General features: G+C 67.0%; 13 protein-coding genes. 8 read left to right on the top strand and 5 right to left on the bottom strand.

Going from position 1 to position 24,887, the window contains the following annotated elements; all coding sequences use genetic code 11:
* Window positions 1-112 precede the first annotated feature (112 nt).
* Genes CAER_RS0118070 through CAER_RS0118040 form a run of 7 tightly spaced genes read left to right on the top strand, consistent with a single transcriptional unit; the run spans window position 113 to window position 17,095 of the window.
* Window positions 113-6,556, top strand: coding sequence for a type I polyketide synthase (locus CAER_RS0118070; protein ID WP_027236681.1), 6,444 nt, complete (start codon window positions 113-115; stop codon window positions 6,554-6,556).
* A gap of 5 nt (window positions 6,557-6,561) precedes the next feature.
* Window positions 6,562-7,578: a glycosyltransferase family 2 protein gene (locus CAER_RS0118065; protein ID WP_027236680.1), complete on the top strand. Its 1,017-nt coding sequence runs from the start codon at window positions 6,562-6,564 to the stop codon at window positions 7,576-7,578.
* Entirely contained in the window at window positions 7,575-12,140 is a 4,566-nt protein-coding gene (locus CAER_RS0118060) for a MupA/Atu3671 family FMN-dependent luciferase-like monooxygenase (protein WP_027236679.1), read from the top strand. Before CAER_RS0118065 ends, CAER_RS0118060 begins: the two co-directional genes overlap by 4 nt.
* Window positions 12,137-12,826, top strand: a complete 690-nt coding sequence (locus CAER_RS0118055; protein WP_027236678.1) for a 4'-phosphopantetheinyl transferase family protein — start codon at window positions 12,137-12,139, stop codon at window positions 12,824-12,826. The genes CAER_RS0118060 and CAER_RS0118055 overlap by 4 nt, the downstream gene beginning before the upstream one ends.
* Window positions 12,826-13,761, top strand: coding sequence for a hypothetical protein (locus tag CAER_RS0118050; RefSeq protein WP_084299644.1), 936 nt, complete (start codon window positions 12,826-12,828; stop codon window positions 13,759-13,761). Before CAER_RS0118055 ends, CAER_RS0118050 begins: the two co-directional genes overlap by 1 nt.
* Complete coding sequence (locus CAER_RS0118045) at window positions 13,758-16,262, top strand: hypothetical protein (protein ID WP_027236676.1); 2,505 nt, start codon at window positions 13,758-13,760, stop codon at window positions 16,260-16,262. Before CAER_RS0118050 ends, CAER_RS0118045 begins: the two co-directional genes overlap by 4 nt.
* Complete coding sequence (locus CAER_RS0118040) at window positions 16,259-17,095, top strand: glycosyltransferase family 2 protein (RefSeq protein WP_027236675.1); 837 nt, start codon at window positions 16,259-16,261, stop codon at window positions 17,093-17,095. Before CAER_RS0118045 ends, CAER_RS0118040 begins: the two co-directional genes overlap by 4 nt.
* A gap of 166 nt (window positions 17,096-17,261) precedes the next feature.
* Here CAER_RS0118040 and CAER_RS0118035 read toward each other — a convergent pair whose 3' ends face one another.
* Window positions 17,262-18,467: a glycosyltransferase gene (locus tag CAER_RS0118035; protein ID WP_027236674.1), complete on the bottom strand. Its 1,206-nt coding sequence runs from the start codon at window positions 18,465-18,467 to the stop codon at window positions 17,262-17,264.
* Between the two features lie 236 nt (window positions 18,468-18,703).
* On the opposite strand from CAER_RS0118035, the gene CAER_RS0118030 reads away from it, so the two are divergent.
* Complete coding sequence (locus CAER_RS0118030; RefSeq protein WP_027236673.1) at window positions 18,704-20,074, top strand: oligosaccharide flippase family protein; 1,371 nt, start codon at window positions 18,704-18,706, stop codon at window positions 20,072-20,074.
* Between the two features lie 133 nt (window positions 20,075-20,207).
* Here the strand turns inward: CAER_RS0118030 and CAER_RS0118025 are convergent, their stop codons facing one another.
* The 4 genes from CAER_RS0118025 to CAER_RS28215 all read right to left on the bottom strand — a co-directional run bounded on the left by CAER_RS0118025 (window position 20,208) and on the right by CAER_RS28215 (window position 24,785).
* On the bottom strand, window positions 20,208-21,458 hold the full coding sequence (locus tag CAER_RS0118025; protein WP_027236672.1) for a GumC domain-containing protein: 1,251 nt from the start codon (window positions 21,456-21,458) through the stop codon (window positions 20,208-20,210).
* A gap of 111 nt (window positions 21,459-21,569) precedes the next feature.
* On the bottom strand, window positions 21,570-22,505 hold the full coding sequence (locus tag CAER_RS0118020; RefSeq protein WP_245597381.1) for a CpsD/CapB family tyrosine-protein kinase: 936 nt from the start codon (window positions 22,503-22,505) through the stop codon (window positions 21,570-21,572).
* A 75-nt stretch (window positions 22,506-22,580) separates the two neighbouring features.
* Window positions 22,581-23,261 carry a sugar transferase gene (locus tag CAER_RS0118015; RefSeq protein ID WP_036797805.1) on the bottom strand — a complete coding sequence of 227 codons (681 nt, stop codon included), beginning with the start codon at window positions 23,259-23,261 and terminating at the stop codon, window positions 22,581-22,583.
* Between the two features lie 507 nt (window positions 23,262-23,768).
* Window positions 23,769-24,785, bottom strand: coding sequence for an AraC family transcriptional regulator (locus tag CAER_RS28215; protein WP_051357812.1), 1,017 nt, complete (start codon window positions 24,783-24,785; stop codon window positions 23,769-23,771).
* Window positions 24,786-24,887: the final 102 nt, after the last annotated feature.

Raw genomic sequence — 24,887 nt, 5'->3', positions numbered from 1 at the left:
ACCCCGGCATCAGATAAACAACCCGTCCGGCGGGCCCTGCCATCTTCACAATGCGGACTGGCTGCGGCGTGCCGGGCTGTTTGCGAAGGGCCAGTGGGGTCAGGTATTGACGATGCACGATGGGATTTCCGCAGCGGCGGGCGCTGCCGAAGAGAAAAAGCCCGGTGATATTGCCATAGTCGGGCTGTCGGTGACGGTGCCGGGCGCGGGCTCTGCCGGGGCGTTCTGGCAGAACCTGCGCGCTGGGATCGAATCGATTGAGGTTCTAGACCGCGAGACGCTGCTGGCAAACGGTGAGCGCGCCTCTGCTCTGGCCGATCCGAATTATGTGCCCGCCGCGGCCCGGCTGCAGGGGGTTGACGAGTTTGATGCCGAGTTCTTCGGTTTCAGCCCGAAAGAGGCCGCCATCCTCGACCCGCAGCACCGCAAGTTTCTGGAAGTCGCCTGGGGCGCGATGGAAAACGCGGGCCATCCGCCGGAAAGCATCAACGGCCCCATCGGCGTTTACGCAGGCTGCGGCATGGGCAGCTATTTCTATTTCAACATCTGCTCCAACCCCGCCCTGGTCGATGACGTGGGCATGTTCCTGCTGCGCCACACCGGCAATGACAAGGACTTCCTGTCGACCCGCGTCAGCCATGTGTTCGACCTGAAGGGGCCTTCTGTGAACGTGCAGACCGCCTGCTCCACCTCGCTGGTGGCGGTGCATTACGCCTGCAAGGCCCTGCGCGAGGGCGAGTGCGACATGGCGCTGGCGGGGGGTGTCACCATCGAGCTGCCGCAGGGGCGCGGCTATCTCTATAAGGAAAACGAGATCCTGTCGCCCGATGGGCATTGCCACGCCTTTGACCACCGGGCGCAAGGCACCGTCTTCGGCTCCGGCGCCGGTGCGGTGGCGCTGCGGCGGCTGGAGGATGCGATTGCCGATGGCGACCACATCTGGGCCGTCATCAAGGGCTCCGCCATCAACAACGACGGCGCGGACAAGGCGGGCTATCTGGCGCCTTCCGTCGCCGGCCAGTCGGCAGCGGTGCAAAAGGCGCTGGCAGCGGCAGGCACCCCGGCAGAGACCATTGATTATGTCGAATGCCACGGCACCGGCACCTATCTGGGCGACCCGATCGAGGTGTCCGCCCTGACCGATGCTTACCGCGCCAGCACGCAGGACACAGGCTACTGCCGGATCGGATCGGTCAAGACCAACATCGGCCATCTGGACACGGCGGCGGGCGTCGCCAGCCTGACCAAGACCGCTCTGGCGCTGCACCACAGGGAAATCCCGCCCTCGCTGGGGTATGAGGCGCCGAACCCGGCCATTGAATTCGACACTTCGCCGTTCAAGGTGAACTCCGCCCTCACCCCCTGGACGCCTCACAAGGGCCCGCGGCGGGCAGGCGTCAACTCGCTGGGCGTCGGCGGCACCAATGCCCATGTGATCCTGGAGGAAGCACCGGAGCGTGCAGCCTCGGAAGAAAGCGATTTCCCGTTCCAGATCCTCTGCGTGTCCGGCCAGTCCAAGGCCGCGCTGGATGCCAATACCCAGGCACTGGCGGAGTACCTGAAGGCCAACCCGGAGGCCGATCTGGCCGACGTCGCCTACACCCTCAAGGAAGGCCGCCGCGGCTTTGCCAAACGGCGGGTGCTGGTGGCGGAAACCGCGGCGGAGGCCATTGAGCTGCTGCAGGAAAACGACCCGCGCAAGATCTTCACCCACGACCGCTTGGGCGATGCGCCGGAGGTGGTGTTCATGTTCCCCGGCGGCGGCGCGCAATATGCCGGAATGGCGCGCGACCTGTATGAGACCGAGCCGGTTTTTGCAGACTGGATGGACCGCGGGCTGGAGCATTTGCAAAAAAGCCTCGACTACGACATCCGCGCCCTCTGGCTGCCGGACGACGGCGAGGAGGACACGGCCAATGCGCGCCTGCAGCAACCCTCGGTGCAGCTGCCGCTGATCATGATCGTGGAATATGCGCTGGCGCAGCTGTGGATCAGCTGGGGCGTGCGGCCTGCCGCATTGGTCGGCCATTCCATGGGCGAAAACACCGCCGCCTGCCTGGCCGGTGTTATGTCCTTTGAGGATTGTATCGACCTTGTCCTCCTGCGCGGCCGGCTGTTTGATACCGTGCCTGCGGGCGGGATGCTGTCGATTGCGCTCCCGCTGGCGGAGGTCAAGGCCATCATCGGCGATGATCTGGACATTGCCAGCGTCAACGCCCCCTCGCTCACCGCAGTCTCCGGCCCGCAGGACGCGCTTGATCGGCTGGCCGCCGAATTGACTGCGCGCGAGGTGGAGCATCAGCGCATCCAGATCGACATTGCCGCCCATTCGCGGATGCTGGACGGCATCTTGCAGGAGTATGGCGATTTCATCCGCTCCCTGCCCCTGTCCGCGCCGAACCTGCCGGTGATCTCCAACCGCAGCGGCACGGCCCTGACGGCGGAACAGGCCACCAGCGCCGAGTATTGGGTGGGCCAGCTGCGCAACACAGTGCGCTATGCCGATTGCGTCGAGACCCTCGCCAAGACCCCCGGCCGCGTGTTCCTGGAGGTCGGCCCCGGCAAGGCGCTTAGCGCGCTGGCGCAGATGTCGCCGGCAGTGAAACAGGGCCAGGTGCTCAGCTCCCTGCGCCACCAGGATCAGCAGGTGATGGACGACAGCTACTTCTTCGGCGTCATCGGCCGGCTCTGGGCCTGCGGGGTCGAGGCCGACTGGCCGCAGATCTGGGGCGAAGCGCGCCGCAACCGCCTGCCGCTGCCCGGCTACGCCTTCCAGCGCAGCCGCTATTTCATCGAACCGGGCAAACCGGCGCTTGAGGAAGACCCCGCGCCAGCCCGCCACAGCGACCTTAAGGACTGGGGCTACCGCCCCGCCTGGCGCCCGCGTCTGGCCGATTGCGCGCTGGATGTGCAGCAGGAGCTGGGCCAGGAGCCGCACAACTGGCTGATTTTCGAGGACGAGACCGGCCATGCTGCCCGCGCCGCAGACCGGCTGGAGGCCGCAGGCCATGCCGTCGCCCGGGTGCGCGCAGGCGACACCTATGCGCAGCTGTCGCCGACCACCTATATCCTGCCGCCCGAACAGGGCCGCGCCGCCTATGGCGCCCTGCTGGGGGATCTGGCAGAGGCCGGGCTGCTGCCGGACCGCATCGCCCATTTCTGGCTGGTGACAGAAGGGGAAACCTTCCGCCCCGGCTCCTCCTTTTTTGACCGCAATCTGGAGATGGGCTTCCACGCTTTGACCGCCCTGGCGCAGGAGCTGGGTAACGCCGATCTGCCCGGACCGGTGCATCTGTCAGTCTTCACGACCGGCGCCGCGCAGGTCCGGGACGAGGCCCTGCCCTACCCGGAAAAGGCCATGATCGCTGGCCCCCTGGGCGTGATCCCGCGCGAACTGCCGGGGCTGACCTGCACCACCGTGGACATCGAACTGCCGCAGGCGCCGCGGGGCCTGCTTGCCCGAAAACCGGCGGACAACGACATCACTCCCCGCCTGCTGGAAGAGCTGCTGTCGGAGCCGGCAAACCTTTCCGCCGCCTGGCGCGGGGACAAGCGGTTCGAACTCGCCTGGCGCCCGCAGCCCCTGCCGGCACCGGAAACACCGCCTTTCAAACAGGGCGGCCATTACCTGATCACCGGCGGCTATGGCGGCATCGGCCTGGCGATTGCCGGTCATCTGATGCGGGACTGCGGGGCCAAGATCACGCTGATCTCGCGCGAGGGCCTGCCGCCGCGCGACAGCTGGGACCGGTATCTCAGCAGCCACAGCCCGGCCAACCGCACCGCCCGGCGCATCCGCGCGGTCAAAGCGCTGGAGGAAACCGGCAGCGGCACCGTGCTGCCGCTGGCCGCCGACGTCTGCCACGCGGGCGAGCTGCGCACCGCAAGGGAGCAGGCCGAAGCCGCGAACGGCCCGGTCACCGGGGTGATCCACGGGGCCGGCGTCATCGACGACGGCCCGCTGCTGGCCAAGGACGAGGACCGGATCGCCCGCGTTCTGGCCCCCAAAGTCAGCGGCTTGCGCGCCCTGGACACGGTGTTTCCCGACGGCAGCCTGGAGCTGCTGGTGCTGTTCTCCTCTTCCTCCGCCGTAACGCGGCCAGCCGGCCAGGTGGACTACATTGCTGCCAACGAATACCTCAACGCCTGGGCCAAACAGCGCGCAGGCGGGCAGACCCGCGTCGTGGCTGTGGACTGGGGCGTCTGGGCAGACACAGGCATGGCCGCCGATGCCATGAGTGCCCGAAACAGCGGCGCGGCCGCCAGCACGCCAGAGCCCTGCCCGCAGCCGCTGCTGCAGCAGCAGGGATTTGACGCCGCTGGCAACCGCATCTTCATGCCCTGCTTCAGCACCGCCGACTGGCTGCTGGATGAGCACCGCACCGCAGACGGCACCGCCCTGGTTCCCGGCACCGGCTATATCGAAATGGCAGCCGAGGCACTGGCGGCAGCGGGTACCCAAGGGCCATTCGAAATCCGCGATCTCTACTTTATGCGCCCTATGGTTGTATTGGAAGGCGATCCCAAGAAACTTCTGGTTAAGCTAGAAGCTAAAGAAAATGGTTATGAACTGTTTGTTTACTCGGCGTGTACAAATGGTTACTCTTTACATTGTCAGGCAATGCTGGCCTCCGCGGCGGCGGCAGAATGCCCCGCCGCACTCAACCTCCAGAAGTTTTTCACCCGATGCCCGGAGGAGCAGGCGCCAGCAGGCGGGCGCCTGCAGTCTCCGCAAGAGGCTCACCTGCGCTTTGGCCCGCGCTGGCATGTTCTGGAGCGCGCTGCCCTTGGGGACGGCGAAGGGATCGCCGCACTCTCCCTGCCAGAGGCTGCGGCGCAGGACGGCACTCTGCTGCATCCCGGCCTGATGGACCTGGCCACCGGCTGGGCGATGCAGCTGATCCCGGGGTATCAGGCAGATGCCCTCTGGGTGCCGGTCTCATACCGCACCATCCGCGTCTTCGCGCCGCTTACCGCGAATATCTTCAGCCACGTGCGGCTGGCCGTGGCGCCGGACAGCGCCTCCGCGATGTTTGACGTAACGCTGACCGACACGGACGGCAATGTGCTGGCCCGGATCGAAGGCTTCCGGATGCAGCGGCTGGCCTCTGGCTTTGACACCGCTGCCGCAGCGGCTGAGGCCGACGCCAGTGCGGCGGAACTGGGGCTGGAGCCTGCCAGCAGCGCGCAGCCGCTGTCGCCGGAGGAACGCCGCCTGCAACTGAACATCTCCAATGGAATCAAAGCGGAGGAAGGCGGCGACGCCCTGGCCCGCGCGCTCGCCACCGGTCTGCCGCAGGTGGTGGTCTCCTCGCTGGATCTGCCCGCGCTGATTGCTCAGGCGGCACAGGCTGCTGCGCCTGCCGCGGGTGAGGCGCAGACCTTTGAGCGCCCGCAGCTCGACACCGATTACATCGCTCCGCGCAACCCGGTTGAGGAGGAACTGGCCAAGCTCTTCGCCGCGCTTCTGGGCGTGTCGCAGGTGGGGATTGAGGACAGTTTCTTTGACCTCGGCGGTCACTCGCTGATTGCGGTGCGGCTGTTTGCGCAGGTGAAACGCGGCTTTGGCGTGGAATTCCCTCTGTCGGTGCTGTTTGAGGCGCCCAGCGTCGCTGCGCTGGCAGAGCGGATCATCGCCCGCACCGGCGGCGGGGTTGCGGCGGAACCGGGGGACACCCCCCAAACCGCGGAGGAGCCGCCGCAATACACCCATCTGGTGCAGCTGCATCCCGGCGACGGCACCGGGCGGCGGCCCTTCTTTCTGGTGGCGGGCATGTTCGGCAATGTGCTGAACCTGCGCCACCTGGCGCTGCAGGTCGGCAAGGACCGCCCGGTCTATGGCCTGCAGGCCAAGGGGCTGGTCGGCGACGCCGCCCCGCACAGCCGGATTGAGGATGCCGCCCGCAGCTGCCTGTCCGAAATCCGCCAGATCCAGCCCCAGGGGCCCTATTTGCTGGGCGGCTTCTCCGGCGGCGGCATCACCGCCTACGAGATGGCGCAGCAGCTGAAGGACCAGGGCCAGGAGACCGCCGCGCTGGTCCTGCTGGACACGCCGCTGCCGGTGCGTCCGGCCCTCAGCCGCCCCGACAAGGCACTGATCAAGCTGGCGGAACTGCGCCGCAAGGGTGTGGGGTATCTGGCCGAATGGGCCCGGAACCGCATCGCCTGGGAGTTTGAGAAACGCCGCGCCAGCCCGGCGGAGACCGGCGTCCGGCCGGAGTTCAACAACCGCAAGATCGAACTGGCCTTCCGCGCCGCGGTCGCGGCTTATGACCTCCGGCCCTGGCATGGCCCGCTTACCCTGTTCCGGCCGCCGCTGGACCGCAAATGGCAGGTCTCCGGCGGAAATTGGGTCAGCGGCGAGCGCGAGTATGTGTTTGACGACAACAACTGGACCCGCTGGGCCCCGGCCACCGAAGTGGCCGAGGTGCCGGGCGATCACGACAGCATGGTGCTGGTGCCGAACGTCAGCGTGCTGGCGGCAGGCGTGAAGGCCCGCCTGGACGCCGCCGATGCCGCTGCCGGGCGGTCCCGCTATGCCCAGGCCGCGGAGTGACTGTCATGAGCCAGCAGCGCATCCTCACCATCCTCTTGAACTACCGCACGCCGGAGATGACCTTGCAGGCGGCAGAAGCGGCGCTGCACGAGATGGAAGAGCTGCCGGGCGAGCTGCTGATCATCGACAACGGCTCCGGCGACGGCTCCTTTGACCAGATCCGCGCCGGGGCAGAGGCCCGCGGCTGGCTGGACAGCGGGCGGCTGCGGCTGCTGGCCTCGCCGGTCAACGGCGGCTTTGGCGCAGGGATGAACATCGGCATCCAGGCGGGCCTCGCGGACGGCAGCGCGCCGGAGTTCTATTACCTGCTGAACTCCGACGCCTTTGTGCAGGGAGAAACCATCCGCACCCTGCGCGACTTCCTGCTGGAGCATCCCGGCGCAGGGCTTGCCGGGTCCTACGTGCGCGGCACCGATGGCGAACCGCACCGCACCGCCTTCCGCTTCCCCTCCATCGCCGGGGAATTCGAGGCCAGCGTGCGCACGGGCGTCTTTACCCGCCTCCTGAGGCCCTGGGTCGTGGCGATGGAGATGCCGCAGGGCGAGGTGCAGGTCGACTGGACCGCCGGCGCCAGCCTGATGATCCGCCGCGAGGTGATCGAGGCCGTGGGCGGCTTTGACGAGACCTTTTTCCTCTACTTCGAGGAAACCGACCTCTGCCGCCGGGCCGCCCGCGAGGGCTGGCGCACCCACTATGTGCCGGCCAGCGAAGTGGCGCACATCGGCTCTGCCTCCACCGGCATGAAGGGCTGGCGGCGCACGCCGCACTACTGGTTCGACTCGCGCCTGCACTACTTTGTCAAAAACCACGGCCGCGCCTATGCCGCCGCCGCGACGCTGGCCCGCATCAGCGGCAGCCTGATCTATGGCCTGCGCCGCCTGATCCAGAAAAAGCCGCAGGCGGATCCGCCGCAGTTCCTGCGCGATCTCTGCCTGCACAGCCTGCGTGCGCTCTTTGCGCCGCGCCGCACACCATCTTCGGAAACGCGCACCCCTTCTCCGTTTGCAAAGGAGCAGAAATGACCGCATTCACCTGTGCCCTGATCGGCAATGAATCCCTTCTGATCGGCTGCGCCGATGCGCTGCTGGCCCGCGGCCACCAGATCCGGGCGGTGGTCTCTCAGGACGCCGATATCCGTGCCTGGGCCGCGGACAAGGGGCTGACGCTGCTGGAAAAACCCGCAGACCTGACTGGTGGCTTTGACTGGCTGCTGTCGATTGCCAACCTCACCGTGATCCCCGATGAGGTCTTGGCCCTGGCCGCCAAGGGCGCGGTCAATTTCCACGACGGCCCCCTGCCCCACTACGCGGGCCTCAATACCCCGAACTGGGCGCTGATCAACGGCGAGGCGCAGCACGGCATCACTTGGCACCTTATCGAGGGCGGCGTGGACGAGGGCGATATTCTGGCCCAGCGGATGTTTGATGTGGCGGGGGATGAGACCGCCTTCAGCCTTAACTCTAAATGCTACGCGGCGGCGATGGACAGCTTTGGCGAGGTTGTCACCCAGCTGGAAACCGGGGAATTGAACCGGCAGAAACAAGACTTGAGCCAGCGCCGCCTGTTCCGGAAATCCGACCGACCGGCAGCCGGCGGGATGCTCGATCTCAACCGCCCTGCGGCTGAACTCGCCCGGCTGGTGCGGGCGCTGGACACCGGCGGCTACTGGAACCCGATGTGCGCCGCCAAGCTGCGGATCGGCGGGGCCGTTGTGCTGGCCGGCGGTGCGGAGATTGCGGAGGGCAGCGGCGAGCCGGGCACCGTGCTCGAGCGCAGTAAAGCTAGCATTAAAGTTGCAACCGCCGACGGCGCCCTCACGCTCTCGCGCTTGACCGCACCCTCGGGCCGGCCGCTGGACGTGTCCAAACTGGCCGCAGCCGGTTACAAGGTTCCCTCCCTGACCGCAGCAGAGGCCGGGGCGCTCACCACCCGCCTCGCCGCGGTCCAAGGAGTTGAAGACCATTGGCGCCAGCGGCTTGCAGCGATGCAGCCGGTGCGGATGCCGCTGGCGTCTGATGCGGGCGGCAGCGGCTTCAGCCGCCGGGACGTCGCCCTGCCTGCGGGTCTCAGCGAAGAGCAAGCCGCCGCTGCCGCGCTTGCCTTTGCCCTGCTCAGCAGCGGCGCGGAAACCGGCGATGTGGCGCTGTCTGTGGAGGGGATGGAGGCGCTGCCGGGGTTGATCTCATCTTGGGTGCCCTTGCAGGTCCGGCGGCGGGACAGCGTCGCGGCCACTGTCGAGCGTGCCGCGCAAGAGATTGGCAGAGCGCGGAAATCCGGCGGCTTTGCCGAAGATCTGGTGGCCCGCGCACCGGAGATTTCGGCGCTGGAGGTTCCCGGCCTCGGCCTGATGCTGGGCCGCGACGCCGCGGTTGAGGGCTGCGCTGCCACTGTTTCCCTGACCGGTGGCATCATGGCGCTGCACTGCGATAAAGCCGCCCTGACACCCGGCGCCGCAGCGCTGCTCGCCGCCCGGCTGGAACTGGTGCTGAGCACCATTGCAGAGGACGGCAGCCGCCCTGTGGCAGAGCTGCCAAGTCTGCCGGATGCAGAACGCAAGCTGCTGCTGGAGGATTGGAACCAAACCGCAACGGACTTCCCTGCGGATCTGACCATCCACGCCGCATTTGAGGCACAGGCCGCAAAAACCCCGGACGCCACCGCGCTGGTGTTCGAGGACCAAAGCTACACATATTCAGACGTCAACGCCCGCGCCAATGCCGTGGCCCGCCGCTTGCGTGAAATGAACGTAAAACCCGGTGTGCATGTCGGTATCCACATCCGCCGCGCGCCGGAACTGGTGGTTGCCGCGCTGGGGGTGATGAAGGCCGGCGGCGCCTATGTGCCGCTGGATCCCGCCTACCCCGCCGAGCGGATTGCGCATTACATCAAGGACAGCCAGGCAAAGTTGATCGTGACGCAAAGTTCGCTGGCGGACAGTTTGCCAGCCTCGGACGCGCCGGTGCTGGAAATCGAAACTGTCTCTGCCGGGACAGATACAGAGAACGTTGACGGCGGCGCCACCGGCAGCGATCTGGCTTACCTGATCTATACCTCCGGCTCCACCGGACTGCCCAAGGGGGTGATGGTCACCCACGCCAACGTTTCGAACTTTTTCACCGGCATGGACACCCGCATCCCGTTTCAGGAAGGCGATGCCTGGCTGGCGGTCACCAGCCTCAGCTTTGACATCTCGGTGCTGGAGCTGTTCTGGACGCTCTCGCGCGGGCTGAAGCTGGTGCTGTCGAGTGACGAAAGCCGGCTGGAGCTGTCGAAGGGGCCGGTGGCGCTCAGCGGCCGCAAGATGGATTTCAACCTGTTCTATTGGGGCAATGACGACGGGCCCGGACCGCAGAAATATCATCTGCTGCTGGAAGGCGCCAAATTCGCAGACCAGCACGGGTTCAACGCAGTCTGGACGCCGGAGCGGCACTTCCATGCCTTTGGCGGCCCCTACCCGAACCCTTCTGTGACCGGCGCCGCAGTTGCAGCGGTGACGCAGAACATCGGCGTGCGGTCCGGCTCCTGCGTGGCGCCGCTGCACCATCCGGCGCGGATTGCAGAGGAATGGGCGGTGATCGACAACCTGACCGCAGGGCGCGCCGGGATCGGCTTTGCCTCCGGCTGGCAGCCGGACGATTTCATCCTGCGGCCAGAAAACACGCCGCCCGCCAACAAGCCCGCAATGTTTGACGCCATTGAAACCGTGCGCAAGCTGTGGCGCGGCGAGGAGGTTGCCTTTCCGCGCAAGGACGGCGGTGAGCACAGTGTCCTGACCCAGCCCCGCCCGGTCTCCAAGGAGCTGCCGGTCTGGGTTACCACCGCAGGCAACCCGGAAACCTGGCGCGAGGCGGGTTCGATCGGGGCAAACGTGCTGACTCACCTGCTGGGCCAGAGCATCGAGGAGGTCGCGGGCAAGATCCGCATCTACCACGACGCCCTGCGCGAGGCGGGCCACGACCCCGCGGATTTCAAGGTTACGCTGATGCTGCACAGCTATCTGGCCGGCACCCGCGAGGAAGCCCGCCGGGTGGCGCGGGAGCCGATGAAGGACTACCTGCGCTCTGCCGCCGGGCTGATCAAGCAATACGCCTGGGCCTTCCCCGCCTTCAAGAAACCGGAGGGTGTGAACAACCCCTTCGAGATGGATCTGGGGATGCTGTCGGAGGAGGAGCTGGAGGCGATCCTCGACTTCGCGTTTGAGCGTTATTTCGAGGACTCCGGGTTGTTCGGCACCATCGGGGACGCTTGCCAGCGGGTCGAACAGCTGAAGCGGATCGGCGTGGATGAGGTTGCCTGCCTGATCGACTACGGCATCGCGCCGGAAGTGGTGCTAGAGGGGTTGAAACCCTTGGCCGAGGTGCTGCGCCTGTCGAATGCGCCGCGAGGGCTGGCGGCGGATGACTTCTCCCTGGCGGCGCAAATCGTGCGGCACGGGGTCAGCCACATGCAGTGCACACCGTCGATGGCGCGGATGATTGCCGCGGACGCTGACACCAGCGCCTGCCTTGCGCAGCTGCAGCACCTGCTGGTGGGCGGCGAGGCGCTGCCGGGCGATCTGGTGCAGGCGCTGCGCGAAGCCACGCGGGCCTGTATCCACAACATGTACGGTCCGACCGAAACGACGATCTGGTCGGCGGTGGAGACAATCAGCGGTGTCCCCGCAGGGACAGCCGGGATCGGCACGCCGATTTCCAACACGCAGGTCTACGTGCTGGACGAAAAGCAATCGCCCGTCCCCGCGGGAGCGCCCGGTGAATTGTATATTGGCGGTGCGGGTGTCACCGCGGGCTACTGGCAGCAGCCGGAGCTGACGTCTGAACGCTTCGTTAACGCCGCGTTCGCAGCAACGCCCCTTTACCGCACCGGCGATCTGGTTCGCCGGACGGAAGATGGCAGCCTGATCTTCCTGGGCCGCACCGACCATCAGGTGAAGATCCGCGGCCAGAGGATCGAGCTGGGTGAGATCGAAGCCGCGCTGGCGGCGCAACCCGGTGTGACCGGCGCCGTGGTGGTGCCGCGCGGCGCGGCAGGGGCGGAGCAACTGACGGGCTACATCACTGCCTCAGCCCCGGTGCAGGAAGAAGCCCTGAAGAAGGCACTGGCGGCCCGGCTGGCCGAAGTCATGGTGCCTGCGCATATCGTCACGCTGGAGGCTTTTCCGCTGACGCCGAACAAGAAAATCGACCGCAAGGCGCTGCCGGACCCGCAGCCTGCGCACACTGCAGCCGCCCCGGCGGTGCCGCTTGATGCGGGCGCCCAGGCCAGGATCGCTACGGTCTGGAGCCGCATCCTGGGCGTCAGCGGCATCGGCGCGCAGGACAACTTCTTTGCTCTGGGCGGCCATTCTCTGCTGGCGGTGCAGGCGCACCGGGAGCTGCGCGCGGAACTGGGCACAGCGGCGCTGTCGATCACCGATATCTTCCGCTTCCCGACGCTGGCGGGGCTGGCGGCGCATATCGAAGGGCTTGCAGGCACCCCGGCAAATACGAAAAAACAGCCGCAGGAAACCGCAGGTCCGGACCGCGCCGACACCATGTCGAAACGGCGGGCCATGCGGGCAAACCGCAGGGCAAGGGCTGGATGACAGAGACCAACAGCAAACTGGCAGAGCGGCTGGCCCTGGTCCGGCCGCTTTTTGCCGCCGATGTGGCGCTGGCCGGAGCGGATCCGCTGGGCGCTCCCCCCGCGCCCCTGGCGGCCGAAGCCGCGGGGCTGTCGCCCAATGCAGTCGAGAAGCGGCGCAACGAGTTCGCCGCCGGGCGGTCCGCGGTGCATCAGGCGATGCGGCAGCTGCAGATCCGCCCTGCCCCGGTGCAGGTCGGCAGCGACCGGGCGCCGGTCTGGCCTGCTGGTGTGGTCGGCTCGATCACCCACACCAAGAGCTGCGCCATGGCGGTGCTGGCGCACGAGGGCGAAATACGGGCCTTGGGCATCGACGTGGAGGAAGACACGCCGCTAAAGGACGAGCTGCTGCCCGCAATTTGCTCCGGCCGGGAGCAGGCTTGGCTGAAGGGCCAGGACAATCCGGGGCAAATGGCCAAGGTAATCTTCTCCGCCAAGGAAGCCGCCTATAAGGCCCAGTACACGCTGAGCCGGGCGTTCTACGGTTTTGACGGGATGGAGCTGGAATTTGATCTGGCGGCGGGCGCGTATCTGGCGTTTTTCACCGCCGACCGGCCGCCGTTTGCGCGCGGCGAGGCGGTTGGCGGGCGGTTCGCGATCGGGGCCGGGCTGATCATGACCACGGCGGAAATCCGGGGGCGCAAATGATGGGGCGGCGCGGGTTTCTGGCTTTGGGAGCCGCAGCCGCCACGCTGGGGCTGATGGTGTTTGCAACCCGCAGCCGCAGCGTGCCTGTGCCGCCGCCGCTGACCCCGCCCGAGGGGCCGCTGAAGGTGTTTCACCTGGGTCATTCGCTGGTCGGGCCGGACATGCCGCATATGCTGGCACAGATCGCACCACAGGGGCATAGCTACAACAGCCAGCTGGGGTCCGGCACCTCTCTCCGGGCGCATTGGGAGCCGGAGGAAGACATCCTCGATTTCAAAGCGGCCAACCGCGCGCCTGCCTTCCGCGATGCGAAGGAAGCCATTAGGTCGGGCGACTACGGCGCTGTGGTGCTGACCGAAATGGTCGAGCTGCGCGACGCAATCAAGTATTTCGACGCGGCCAAATACCTGGAAAAATGGGCGGATCTGGCGCGGGAGGCTGTTCCGCACTCCCGCCTTTACATTTATGAGACCTGGCACCGGCTGGATGATCCCGATGGCTGGCTGGAGCGGATTGACGGTGATCTGGAGGCGCTTTGGGTCGGCAAGCTGCTGGGGCCGGACAGCCGCCGCAACCCGCAACAGCCATTTTATCTGATCCCCGGCGGTCAGGTGCTGGCAGCGGTGGCGCGGGCGGCGGAGGCAGGGGAGATCTCGGGCCTGGCTTCACGTGAATCGCTGTTTGCCCGCACTGCTGACGGGCAACTGGACACAATCCATATCAACGACCTGGGCGCCTATGTGGTGGCGCTGACCCATTTTGCGGTTCTGTACCAGCGCTCGCCCGTTGGGCTGCCGCATGAGCTGACCCGTGCCGATGGCAGCCCGGCAGAGGCCTTTAGCGCTGAGGCCGCGGCCAAGGTGCAGCAGATCGTCTGGCAGGTTGTGCTCAACCTGCCCCGTACCGGTCTGGCCGCGGAGAGAGCAGCGGCATGAACTTGGACGCGCTGATCACCTCTGTTGTGATGGTCGGCCATTCGCTGTTCGGGCCGGACAATCCGCAGATGCTGGAGCAGCTGCTGGATACCCGCGCAGAGACGACGGTGGAGGCGCAGATCATCAATGGCGCGCCGCTCAGCTACAACTGGCAGCACAGTGCCACCGCGGAGGGCGTTGATTCACGTGAAAGGCTGCGGCAGCCTGCGGACGCGGTGATCGTGACCGAAGCCATACCCCTGGCCAATCATTTGAAGTGGAGTGATACCAAAGGCGCCGTGACGCGGTTTTATGAACTGGCGCACGCGGCGAACCCGGATGTGGACTTCTACCTGCAGGAAACCTGGCACAGCCTGAACAGCGGCACCGGCGCCGAGGTGCCCTTTGACGACGGGGCGGATGTGCCGTGGCGGGTGCGGCTGGAACAGGATCTGCCGCGCTGGCAGGCGGTGGTGGATGAGGTCAATGCTGCAACCGGCGGCGATGTGAAGCTGCTGCCCGCGGGCCAGGCGATGGCGCGGCTGGACGAGGCGATCAAGGCAGGCACGATGCCGGGGCTTGCCAGCATCCGCGATGTCTTTGCCGATGACATTCACCCCAACGCCACCGGTTTTTACTATTTGGCGCTGCTGCAATACGCGGTGCTGACCGGGGAACGCCCCGCGGGCCTGCCGCACCGGCTCCAGGACCGCTGGGGCAAACCCTATCCCGCGCCGCCGCCAGAGCTGGCAGCACGGCTGCAGGATATTGCCTGGGCCGCGGCCCAAGGGGGCGGTGTGCGCACGGCTGCCCTGCCCGCGGACCCGGCAGCATTGCCGCAGGATCCGGTGTTGCCCGTACTTAATACGGACTTGCTGGAAGACGTGCCGGAACTGACAGGTAAACACGCGCGCCAGCCCGTTGCCATCAACCTGGCGGGCATTGCCGACTGGAGCACCCAGGCGCCTTTCCTGGACCATTTCAAGACCGCACGCCCCTGGATCGGCCATCTGCCCGGGCGCTGGGGCGGCGCGGATCATGGCGACCTGCAGGCCGCAGGCTATCTGGACCCGGACGGTTGGCCCACTGCGATCCCGCCGGAGCTGGGCTCCATCGGCACGGTGATCCTGACCGACCTGCCGGAGGAGGCGGTATCCTTGAAGGGGCGTTATGTGCTGCGGTTTGAGGGCGAGGGCATCATCGAAGTCACAGGCCGCGCGGAAAATGTCCGCTATGGCAAGGACGAGGTCCGGTTTGATTACACGCCCGGCCCTGGCCCGGTTGAGATCCGCATCCAGCGCATGGGCCGGGATGGCGGCTATGTGCGCAATATCACCGTGGTGAAGGAAGAGCATCTGTCTGCCTTTGAAAGCGGCGCCCTGTTCAATCCGCTGTGGCTGGAGCGGCTGGAGGGCTTCGCCGCGCTGCGGTTCATGGACTGGATGGCGACCAACGACTCAACCCAGACCGGCTGGGAGGACCGCCCCCTGCCGCAGGACTACACCTGGGCTCTGAAGGGCGTGCCCGTTGAAGTGATGCTGGCGCTGGCCAGCACGCTGGGTGCCGATCCCTGGTTCAACATGCCCCACATGGCCGGTGACACCTATGTCCGGCAGTTTGCCCGGCTGGTGGAACAGGGCCTGGACGAGGATCTGCGCGCCTATGTCGAATATTCCAACGAGGTCTGGAACTGGCAGTTCCAGCAGGCCGCCTGGGCCGATGCGCAGGCACAGGCGCGCTGGGGCGGGGAGGGCCTGTGGATGCAGTTCTACGGCGGCCGCGCCGCGGAAGTTGCTCAGATCTGGACAGAGGTTTTCGGGGCGGACAGCGGGCGGCTGGTGCGGGTGATCTCCTCGCAGACCGGCTGGCTGGGGCTGGAGGAGCAAGTGCTGACCGCACCGCTGTGGAAGGCAGAGCGGGCGGACCGGATGGCGCCAGCGGCCTATTTCGATGCATATGCGGTAACCGGCTATTTCGGCGGCATCCTGGGGCTTGAGGACCGGGCCGGGCAGGTCCGCGCCTGGATTGACGCCAGCCGGGATCAGGCCCGGGCCGTTGCGGCGGAGCGCGGGTTGAACGGTGCCGCCGCGGAGGGTTTCATCGAGGGCCACCAATATGATGCGGCCTCAGCCCAGGCCGGAGCGGAGCTGCGCGACGGGCTGATCTCGGGCAACAGCGCCGACACGCTGGCGGATCTCCTGGGCCGGGTGCTGCCGTATCACGCAGATGTTGCGCAAAAGCACGGTTTGGAACTAATCATGTATGAGGGCGGCAGCCATGTGGTCGGGATCGGGCCGATGGTGGAGGATGGCGCGCTGACCGGCTTTTTCACCCACTTCAATTACACGCCCGAAATGGGCGCCCTCTACGCCGAGCTGCTGGCGGGCTGGCGTGCGCTTGGGGGCGCGCTGTTCACTGCCTACGCCGATGTGGGCGCGCCCGGCAAATGGGGCAGCTGGGGGGCGTTGCGCACTCTTAGCGACGATAACCCGCGCTGGGACGCGCTGGAGGCGGTGAAATGAGCCCGCGGGTGTCGGTGCTGATCCCGGCCCATAACGAGGCAGGCTATATCGGGGCGTGCCTGGAGGCGGTGTTCGCCTCCAAGCCGCTGCCTGCGGGCATGACGGGCGAAGTGCTGGTGCTGGCCAACGGCTGCACTGACGAGACTGCGGCGCTGGCCCGGGCGTTTGCGCCTCCGCCGGGCTGGACGCTTGCGGTGATGGAGTTGCCGGAAGGTGGCAAGTTGCGCGCATTGACCGCCGGCGATGCGGCGGCGCACGGGGATATCCTGATCTATCTCGACGCCGACGTAGTGGTCTCGCCCGCGCTGATCGCGCAGCTGGCTGAGGCCCTGGCGGACGGCGCGCCGCGCTATGCCAGCGGCCGCCCGCAGGTGGCCCCTGCCCGCAGCGCGGTGACCCGGGCCTATTCGCGGCTGTGGGTGCGGCTGCCGTTCTTCACCCGCGGGGTGCCGGGGTTCGGCGTGTTTGCCATGACCCGCGCCGGGCGGGCGCGCTGGGGCGATTGGCCGGATATCATCGCCGACGACATCTTTGCCCGGCTGAGTTTTGCCCCGGTGGAGCGGGTGCAGGTGGCGGCAGGCTACAGCTGGCCGATGGTGGAAGGGTTCCGAAACCTGGTGCGGGTGCGGCGGCGGCAGAACGCCGGGGTCACGGAAGTGGCCGCCCGGTTTCCGCAGCTGCTGCGCAATGACGACAAGCAGCCGCCGGGTGGCAGGGCGGTTCTGAAATTGCTGACGGCGGATCCGGGCGGGTTTCTAGTCTACGGTTTGGTAGCTTTGGCGGTCAAATCGCCGCTGTTTGCCTCCCAATCCCGCTGGATACGCGGTCGCTGACCGCGTTGGCCAAAACGAGGTCCTCCCGCGCCCGCAGGATGCCCTGGCTGCGCCAGCGCGCCCTTGGCGGCCTTGGGCCAGGCTCAGCGCCAGGGGCGCTGAGCCTGGCCCAACGGGAGCGGCGCATCTGCTGATGCGGCGGCGACGGGCGGGAGTGCCGCGGCTGTTACCCGGCGATGGTTTGGCGGATATGCTCTGCCAGCTTGGCTGCCTCGGTGGCGCTGTCGTGGCGCCCTAGCACCCGGACGCGGCCGGCCTGCCCCATAGCGGCAAGCTTGTCCGGCGGTGTTTGCGCCAGCTCCAGAACCGCCCCGGCGAGCGCAGTTTCATCCCCGGCCGGCACCAGCCAGCCGGTCTGCCCTGGCACCACTAGCTCAGGCGTACCGGCGATATAGGTTGCGATGACCGGGCGTGCAGCCGCCATCGCCTCCATCACCACCATCGGCAAACCCTCGGCAAAGGAGGGCATCACCAGCGCATGGGCACGGGCCAGCTCCGCCCGCACACCCTCCTCCGCCAGCCAGCCGGTCAGGGTGATGTGACCGCCCAGCCCGTGCCTTGCGATCTCCGCTTCCAGATCCGCGCGCATCTCCCCGTCGCCGATCAGCGCCAGATGCAGGTCCGGGATTTCCTTAACCAGCTGTGCCATGGCGCGGACCAGCACCATCTGGCCCTTCTGCTCGACAAACCGTCCGATCGCAGCCAGCCGCAGCGGCCCCTTGGGCAGCGGCGCGGGGCTGGCGAAGCGGTCCGGCTCAATGCCGCAGTGCACAACCTTCAGGCTGTCCCATTTGCCGAAAGCAGCCCAACGACTCAGCTGGCTTCTGCCGAAGCTGCTGACGGCAACGGTGAAACTGGCCCGGTTGATTTTCTCACCCAGCGACAGGGCGTGCGGTGCGTCGAACTCCTCCGGCCCGTGCACGGTGAAGCTGTAGCCGGGGCCGCCCAGCACATGTGCCAGCATCGCAACAGCGGCAGAGTTGGTGCCGAAATGCGCGTGCATGTGCTGCACCCCTTCGGCCGCGCAGCGCTGTTTCACAAAGGCGGCCTCCGCCAGGTAGATCAGGTGCCGCAGGACGCCCTTGTCCGAGGCCCGCGCCAGCTTCAGCGCCAGGCTCAGCGCCTGCCCGAAGCGGGCCGGTGCCGCCGCCTCCCGCGCCAGAGCCGCCAGCAAGCGCCCGGGCCCGGCCTTCAGAACATATTCGGTGCGGTCCGCCTCGGCTTGGTCACCGGGATCGGCAAGCGCCGCGCCGGAGGGGCGCATTGCCAGGCGCAGGATATCCACGCCCTGACGCTCCAGCGCCTGCAGCTCGCGGCGGATGAAGCTGTGCGAGGGCTGCGGATAGGTGTTCAGGACATAGGCGATCTTCAACGCTGAAAAATCCGTGTAAAAAGGCAAGTGTCCGCGGCAGGTTAGCGGCGGTTTACCGGCTTGCCCAGCACCCCGTGGCGCTTGTCGCCCAGGCGTGGAGAATGCGGCACAGGTTGCAGTATTGTCTTGCAATTCCGGGCTGACGGGGCTGTCTGCGCCACCGCAGGCGCGCCGAGATTGACGCCCCTGCCCCGCCTCCCTAGCCTGCGGTGGCGGACGTTTGGGACAGGAACAGCATGCAGCGGGTTGCATCGCATTTTGCAGGCCAGGGGATGGCGGCGCGGGTGCTGCGTTCGGCCTCCTGGCTGGTGATCGGTTATGGCGGCAGCCAGGCCCTGCGGCTGGCGTCCAACCTGATCCTGACCCGTATTCTGTTCCCCGAAGCCTTTGGCCTGATGGCGCTGGTCACCGTTGTGACGGTAGGGCTGTCGCTGTTCTCGGATGTTGGCATCGGGCCGTCGATTGCCCAGAACAAGCGGGGGGACGATCCGGCGTTTCTGAATACTGCCTGGACCATACAGGTGATCCGCGGCTTTGGCCTGTGGGCGCTGACAGCGCTTCTGGCCTGGCCCGCGGCCGCATTTTATGGCGCGCCGGAGCTGCTGGTGTATCTGCCGATTGCAGGCGCCGGGCTGGCGATTGCCGGCTTTAACCCGACGCGGATCGAGACCGCGCACCGGCATCTGCTGGCGGGGCGTGTCACCGTGCTGGACCTCGGCGGCCAGGTGATCGGGCTGGCGGCGATGATTGCGCTGGCGCTGGCGACGGAGTCGGTGATTGCGCTGGTGCTGGGCGGGGTGATCCAGGCCGCGGCCAAGCTGACCCTGTGCCACTACGGTCTGCCGGGGGCGGCCAACCGGTTCCGCTGGGAGAAAGCCGCCGCCCGCGAGCTGATCCATTTCGGCAAGTGGATTTTCCTGTCCACCGCCTTCTGGTTCCTGACCTCTCAAGGGGACCGGGCGATCCTGGGGAAATTCGTGCCGCTTGAGGTGCTGGGGATCTACAACATCGGCTATTTCCTGGCGAGCTTTCCGATGCTGCTGGGCCATGCCGTGAACCAGCGGCTGATGATTCCGGTCTATCGCGACAAGCCTGCGCGGGAGGCACCGGAAAACCTGCGGCGGCAGCGGCAGCTGCGCGGCGGTCTGACGGCTGGGATCCTGGCGATGCTGCTGGGGATGGCCTGGGCCGGGCCGTGGCTGGTGCAGCTGCTGTATGATGACCGCTATGTGCAGGCCGGGCCGATGATTGTTTTGATTGCCCTGGCGCTGGCACCGGCAGTGATCACCATGACTTATGACCAGGCTGCGCTGGCAGCGGGTGACAGCCGCGGGTTCTTTGTGTTTTCAGCCGCGCGGGCCTGCCTGCAGACAGTCATGTTTCTGGGCGGCGTGGTGTGGTTCGGGCTGGCGGGCGGCATTGCGGCGCTGGGGCTGGCGATGCTGGCAGCCTATCCTGTGCTGGTGCGGCTGGCGCGGCGGCACCACGTCTGGGACCCGCTGCATGATGCGGGGTTTGCGCTGCTAACGGTCGCGGCAGGCGGAGCGGCGCTGAGCTGGCACTGGGAAGAGGTCACGGCCATGGCTGCGGCGTTGAGTGCCCCATGATCAAGAGCCAGTATCCGCAATTTTCGAATGAACCGATGAGGGCTGCGCCCGGCCCTGGGTGGGTGCGAGAGCGCCCTCCCCTGGGGAGCGCAGGGTTCAGCCCGGCTATCGGCCGGGCGGAAGTGCCTGATGCCTAGCTCCTGCGCCTGAGCAGGTCCAGCAGGCCGCGGCGCGGCGGGCGGGTGTCCATAACCGGGATGGAGACCACGGGCACCAGACCGGTTTCCCGCTCCATCTGTTCGGCGGTGCGCAGCGCCGGCTGGCGCAGCTCCTGCAGGAAGGCGGCCAGCAGCGCAGCCAGCAGGCTGGCCGCGGCCCCCATGAGCGCCTTGGTCTTGCGGGCGCCGGTCACCGGGTAATCCGGCAGCGGCGCCGGCTCCAGCACCGTCAGACGCTCGGCCTGGCGGCCGGTTTCCAGACGGAAGCCGACCTCCGCCTCATTTCGGCGGGCGGTCATCTGCGCAAGCTCTGCCTGCAATTGCTCCAGCCGCCGGTCATAGGCGCCCAGCCGGCGTTCAACTTCCGGGGTGGTCTGCAAGGACGCCTCGAGCCCGGCCCTGCGGCGGGTCAGCAACTGCTCCTGCGCGTCCAGCGTCGCCAGTTGCTGCTCCGCTTCTTCCTGCATCCGGCGGGCGGTGGCGGGGCGTTCAGTGGCCTGGGCCTGATCTGCGGCGCGGCGGATTTCGATGCGTTCGCGGGCGATCTCCAGGAGGCCCTCGTTCAGGGCCGCGATTTCAGCCCGGCGGAATTCGATGGTGCCCGGCAGAGTCACGTCATTTTCGTTGCGGTAGGCAGCAATTTCATCCTCCAGCGCGGCAAGCTGATCGGCCAGCGCGGCTTCCTTGCCGGCAAAGAAGCTGAGCGTTTCACGCGCCTGGTCGATGCGGGTGGCGACGCTGAGTTCGATGGTGCGGCGGCCGAATTCGCTGGCGACCTGCTGCGCCTGTTCGGCGGTGGGCATCCGGGCGGTGATGGTCAGCACCGAAATGGTGCCGTCATCGGCAAAGCCTTCGCGGGCGGCGGCAACCCCGGTGATCCGAACCGACTTGCGCAGCAGCGCCACTTTCTGCAGCTGGGTCAGCGCCTCCATATCCGCATAGAGGCCGAATTTCTCAATCACTTCCACCACCGTGCCGCGCGCCATCAGGCGCTGCTCAATTAGCTGCATCCGGCGGGCGGAGGAGCCCTCGACCGTGGATTTGGCCAGCTCGCCGGCGATCTGCGGCTGGGTGATCTGCAGAACCTCGGCAGTTTCGTACTCGTGCTGCTGACTGGCGGCAAACCAGAGGGATGCAAGGCAGCCCAGGACAAAGATGCAGGCGATGGTGAACAGCCTGCGCTGCACCATGTCCCAAAAATCGCCAAGCGAGTAAATTGGCCCCATCTGTCTGCTCTCTTGCCCCTGCCTGTTGCTTTGCCGGCTCAGCCCGCCCGGCAGCGGACCGCGCCCGGAGTCTGACCACAGCAACCGGGCAAAACTATGACGCCGGGATGGTCAGTTCAGCGGGCTGTCTGTGCTCCGGGCCCGGTTCAGCACCACGCCCAGAAGCTCTGTATGGCCTGCCAGCATCTTCTCGCAAGCCGCGAGCTGCGCGGCAGTTGTTCTGGTGCCATCGGAGATCAGCAGCACCGCGTCCACTTGCGGCAGGAAAGCGGCGGTGTCGTCATGCTCCAACACCGGCGGCAGGTCGAACAGCGCGGTATCGGCTCCCGAGCGCAGCATCAAGCCGTCCAGAGCCTCGGCGCAGCTGCTGCTGTGAAGCAGTTCCGCGGCATCCTGATCCGCGGTTTGGTTGAGACCAACTGCCAGCTGCGGCAGCGGGCGCAGCAAGTGATCCTCCATCCGGGCGCTGCCGGACAGGAAGGCGCCCAGATCACCCTGCGCCTCCATCCCCAGGGCCCGGGCCATGCCGGGGCGGCGGAAGTTCAGGTCCATCAGAACGGTGCGGCTGTCCGGCACCCGGGCCAGGCTGAGCGCCAGATTGACCGCCGAGAATGTGGTGCCGCAGCCCGCCGCGGGCGCTGTTACCGCCACCCGCTTCCAGCCGCGCGCCTTCAAGGTGTGCAGCAGCCGGGTGCGCAGCAGGTCAAAAGACTTGGCCGCGGGCGAGACGCGGAACCGGCTGACGAGCGGCAGCCGCGCTGCCCGCTGCGCCACCGGGTCAAATGGCACCTGACGGATCCGGTCCCAAGGCTCCGGCAGGCGGGCCGGCAGCTGCGCCTGCGGCGGTGCGCCGGGCGCCGCCATCTGCGGCGCCGCTTCAGTGCCGGTGCCGCCGGCGGCAGGCGGCGTGGCAGCCGCCGTCGCGCGGCGGCGGCGGAACCGCTTGTAGCCATGCTCGCTCATGCCGTCCTCATCGACTTCCAGTCCTGTCAGCGGGCCGTGCGCCGGGGTGGCGCCACACGCCCCTGATATTGCAAAATGCTTCACAATCCTGCCCTCCGCAACGGCTGGCCGATCAACTGCCGGGCCCGTCCGGCGGGCCTGCAGAGGATCAGACAGAGGTTAATATCCCGTCCCCTTCATCACAACGCCGGCAGTGCGCCAGAGCAGCCTAAGGTCACGGCTCAGCGACAGCCCGTCCCGGTACTCGAAATCGGCCAGCACACGGGTGGCAAAGCTGCCTTCGTTACGCACTGAAACCTGCCAGATCCCAGTGATGCCAGGGCGCAGCGCGAAATAGGCGCGCGCATCGCCGTAAAGCGAAAGCTGCTCCGGCATCATCGGGCGCGGACCGACCAGGCTCATGTCGCCCTTGCAGACGTTCCACAGCTGCGGCAGCTCATCCAGAGAGGTCATGCGCAGCAGCCGCCCGACCGAGGTGATACGCGGATCGTTCTTGAGCTTCTGGGTGTCCTGCCATTCCCGGCGCAAGGCGGGATCGCAGTCCAAATAGTGCTGCAGCAAGGCGTCGGCGTCGCGCACCATTGTGCGCAGCTTCAGGATGCGGAACACCCGGCCGCCGCGTCCCAGCCGGGGCTGCGTGTAAAACGGCCGCCCGCCTTCCAGCCACAGCGCCGCCGCACAAAGCGCGATAACCGGCAGCGTCAGCGGCAGGCTGAGAATAACCAGCAGCAGGTCCAGGACCCGCTTGCCCGCCATCCGGTACCCGCTGCCGCCAGCACGGCGCCCGGGCCGGGCAATGTGCCCGCCGGCCGTTGCAACCCCGGTCAAGCCTGCATTCATGTTGGTTGGCTGCAAGCGCAGATGCTGCAGAGCCCGGGGAGGCAGTGCGGCACCCCCGGTATCCTGTTCAAACTGCGCAAAAGACAGCCCCGCCCCTCCGGGAACCATGTCTTTCATCGAAAACCCCCGCTATCCAGCCTGAAACCGGCTGGACCGCCCCCTTTTGACAAGGCGGCCGTGTATAAACTCAAACCGGCCTCCCGCGCGCCATTGGCGGCAGAACACCACTACTGATTTTCAGGTTCCAAAACGGGGCGCGCCCCCACGCGCCCGCGCCGATTTTGTTGTTCGCCTAATCCCCTGGCGACGCTGCATTTCAGCAGTCACCCCTAATTAAACTAAATTTTAGGAAATTCGCGCAAATTGTGGCAAGACGCCGGGAAAGCCCGAAAAAAGCCTCAAATCGGCAGGGTGAGCGGAAACAATTTCCGGGGAAATTCCGGAATTGTTCGCAAACCTTGGAAATCAGGCGCAGAATCGCTGCTGGTGCAGCCTGGTCCGGGCTGGTCAGCCGCCGCGGTACTGCCCCGGGCTTTGCCCCGTCCAGCGCCGGAAAGCCTCGCTGAAGCTGTTCAGTCCGGAATAGCCCAGCAAAAAGGCAATCTCGGACAACGGCAGCCTGCTCTCCCGCAGGTAGCGGATCGCCAAGGCCTTGCGCAATTCCTCAAGAATAGTGAAGTAGCTGGTGCCCGCCCGGCCCAGCTTGCGCGACAGGGTGCGCGGGCTCATGCCAAGATCCGCGGCCACATTTGCCAGCGACGCCGATCCGGCGGAAAGGCGGGCGGCAACCGCTTCTTCGACCTGCGCCGTCAGGTCCGTGCTTTTACGTCCCAGGCCCCGCCCGTGCAGCAGCTGGTCGCCGTAGGCGCGCAGCACCCGCAGCAGCAGGCGGTCAGCGCTGGCCAGCGGCAGATCCAGGTCTTCCGGCTTGAACACAATGCGGCTGGCCGCGGCACCGAACTGCACCGGGCAGCCGAAAGCGGCAGACATCTCTTCGGCTCCGCGGCGGCGCTGATGGGTAAAAGCCGCCTCCTGCGGCTCGATCCGCGTCCCGGCCGCCTCGCGCAGGGCCGTCAGGAACAGCGCCGCCAGGAACTCGATATACTGATGCGCCTGCTGGCCGGAGGCCGCTTTGCAGGACCAGGCGAACTCCCCGTGCGAGGCGAGCCGGGATGGGTCCACCTCCCAGGCATCGCTCATTACCCCGGCGTAGCGTGCAATGTTGCGCAGGAAGCAGCCGGCGGTCGGCGAGGTGCGGGCGATATAGCCCAAGAGGCCAGCCATACGCAGATCGCTGGTGCAGCCGAGGCGGAAGCCGAACAGCGGATCGCCGGTCAGCTCCGCGGCCCGGCTGAAGAAACCGGCGATCGCAGCGAAGGGGGCGGCAGGTTCTTCCTGGTTCAGCAAGGCCGGGCCGAAACCGGTGCCCGCAAAAACTGCCGCAGGCGAGACCCCCTGGGCCAGCAAGTGACGCGCGGCGAGCTGGGCGAATATGGCATTGTGCGGAGCCGGTGCGGCGGGCATGTCTGCGGTCTCTCCTGTTGCTGTCTCGGCCGGTTTCACTGTTTACGGCGCAAGCCGCGTTCCGGATGAGCCGGGTCAGTCGTAAGCTGCCGTCCGAAGCGG

This window comes from Leisingera caerulea DSM 24564, assembly GCF_000473325.1.
Lineage (GTDB): Bacteria > Pseudomonadota > Alphaproteobacteria > Rhodobacterales > Rhodobacteraceae > Leisingera > Leisingera caerulea.
This window is presented reverse-complemented; position numbering and strand designations above follow the sequence as displayed.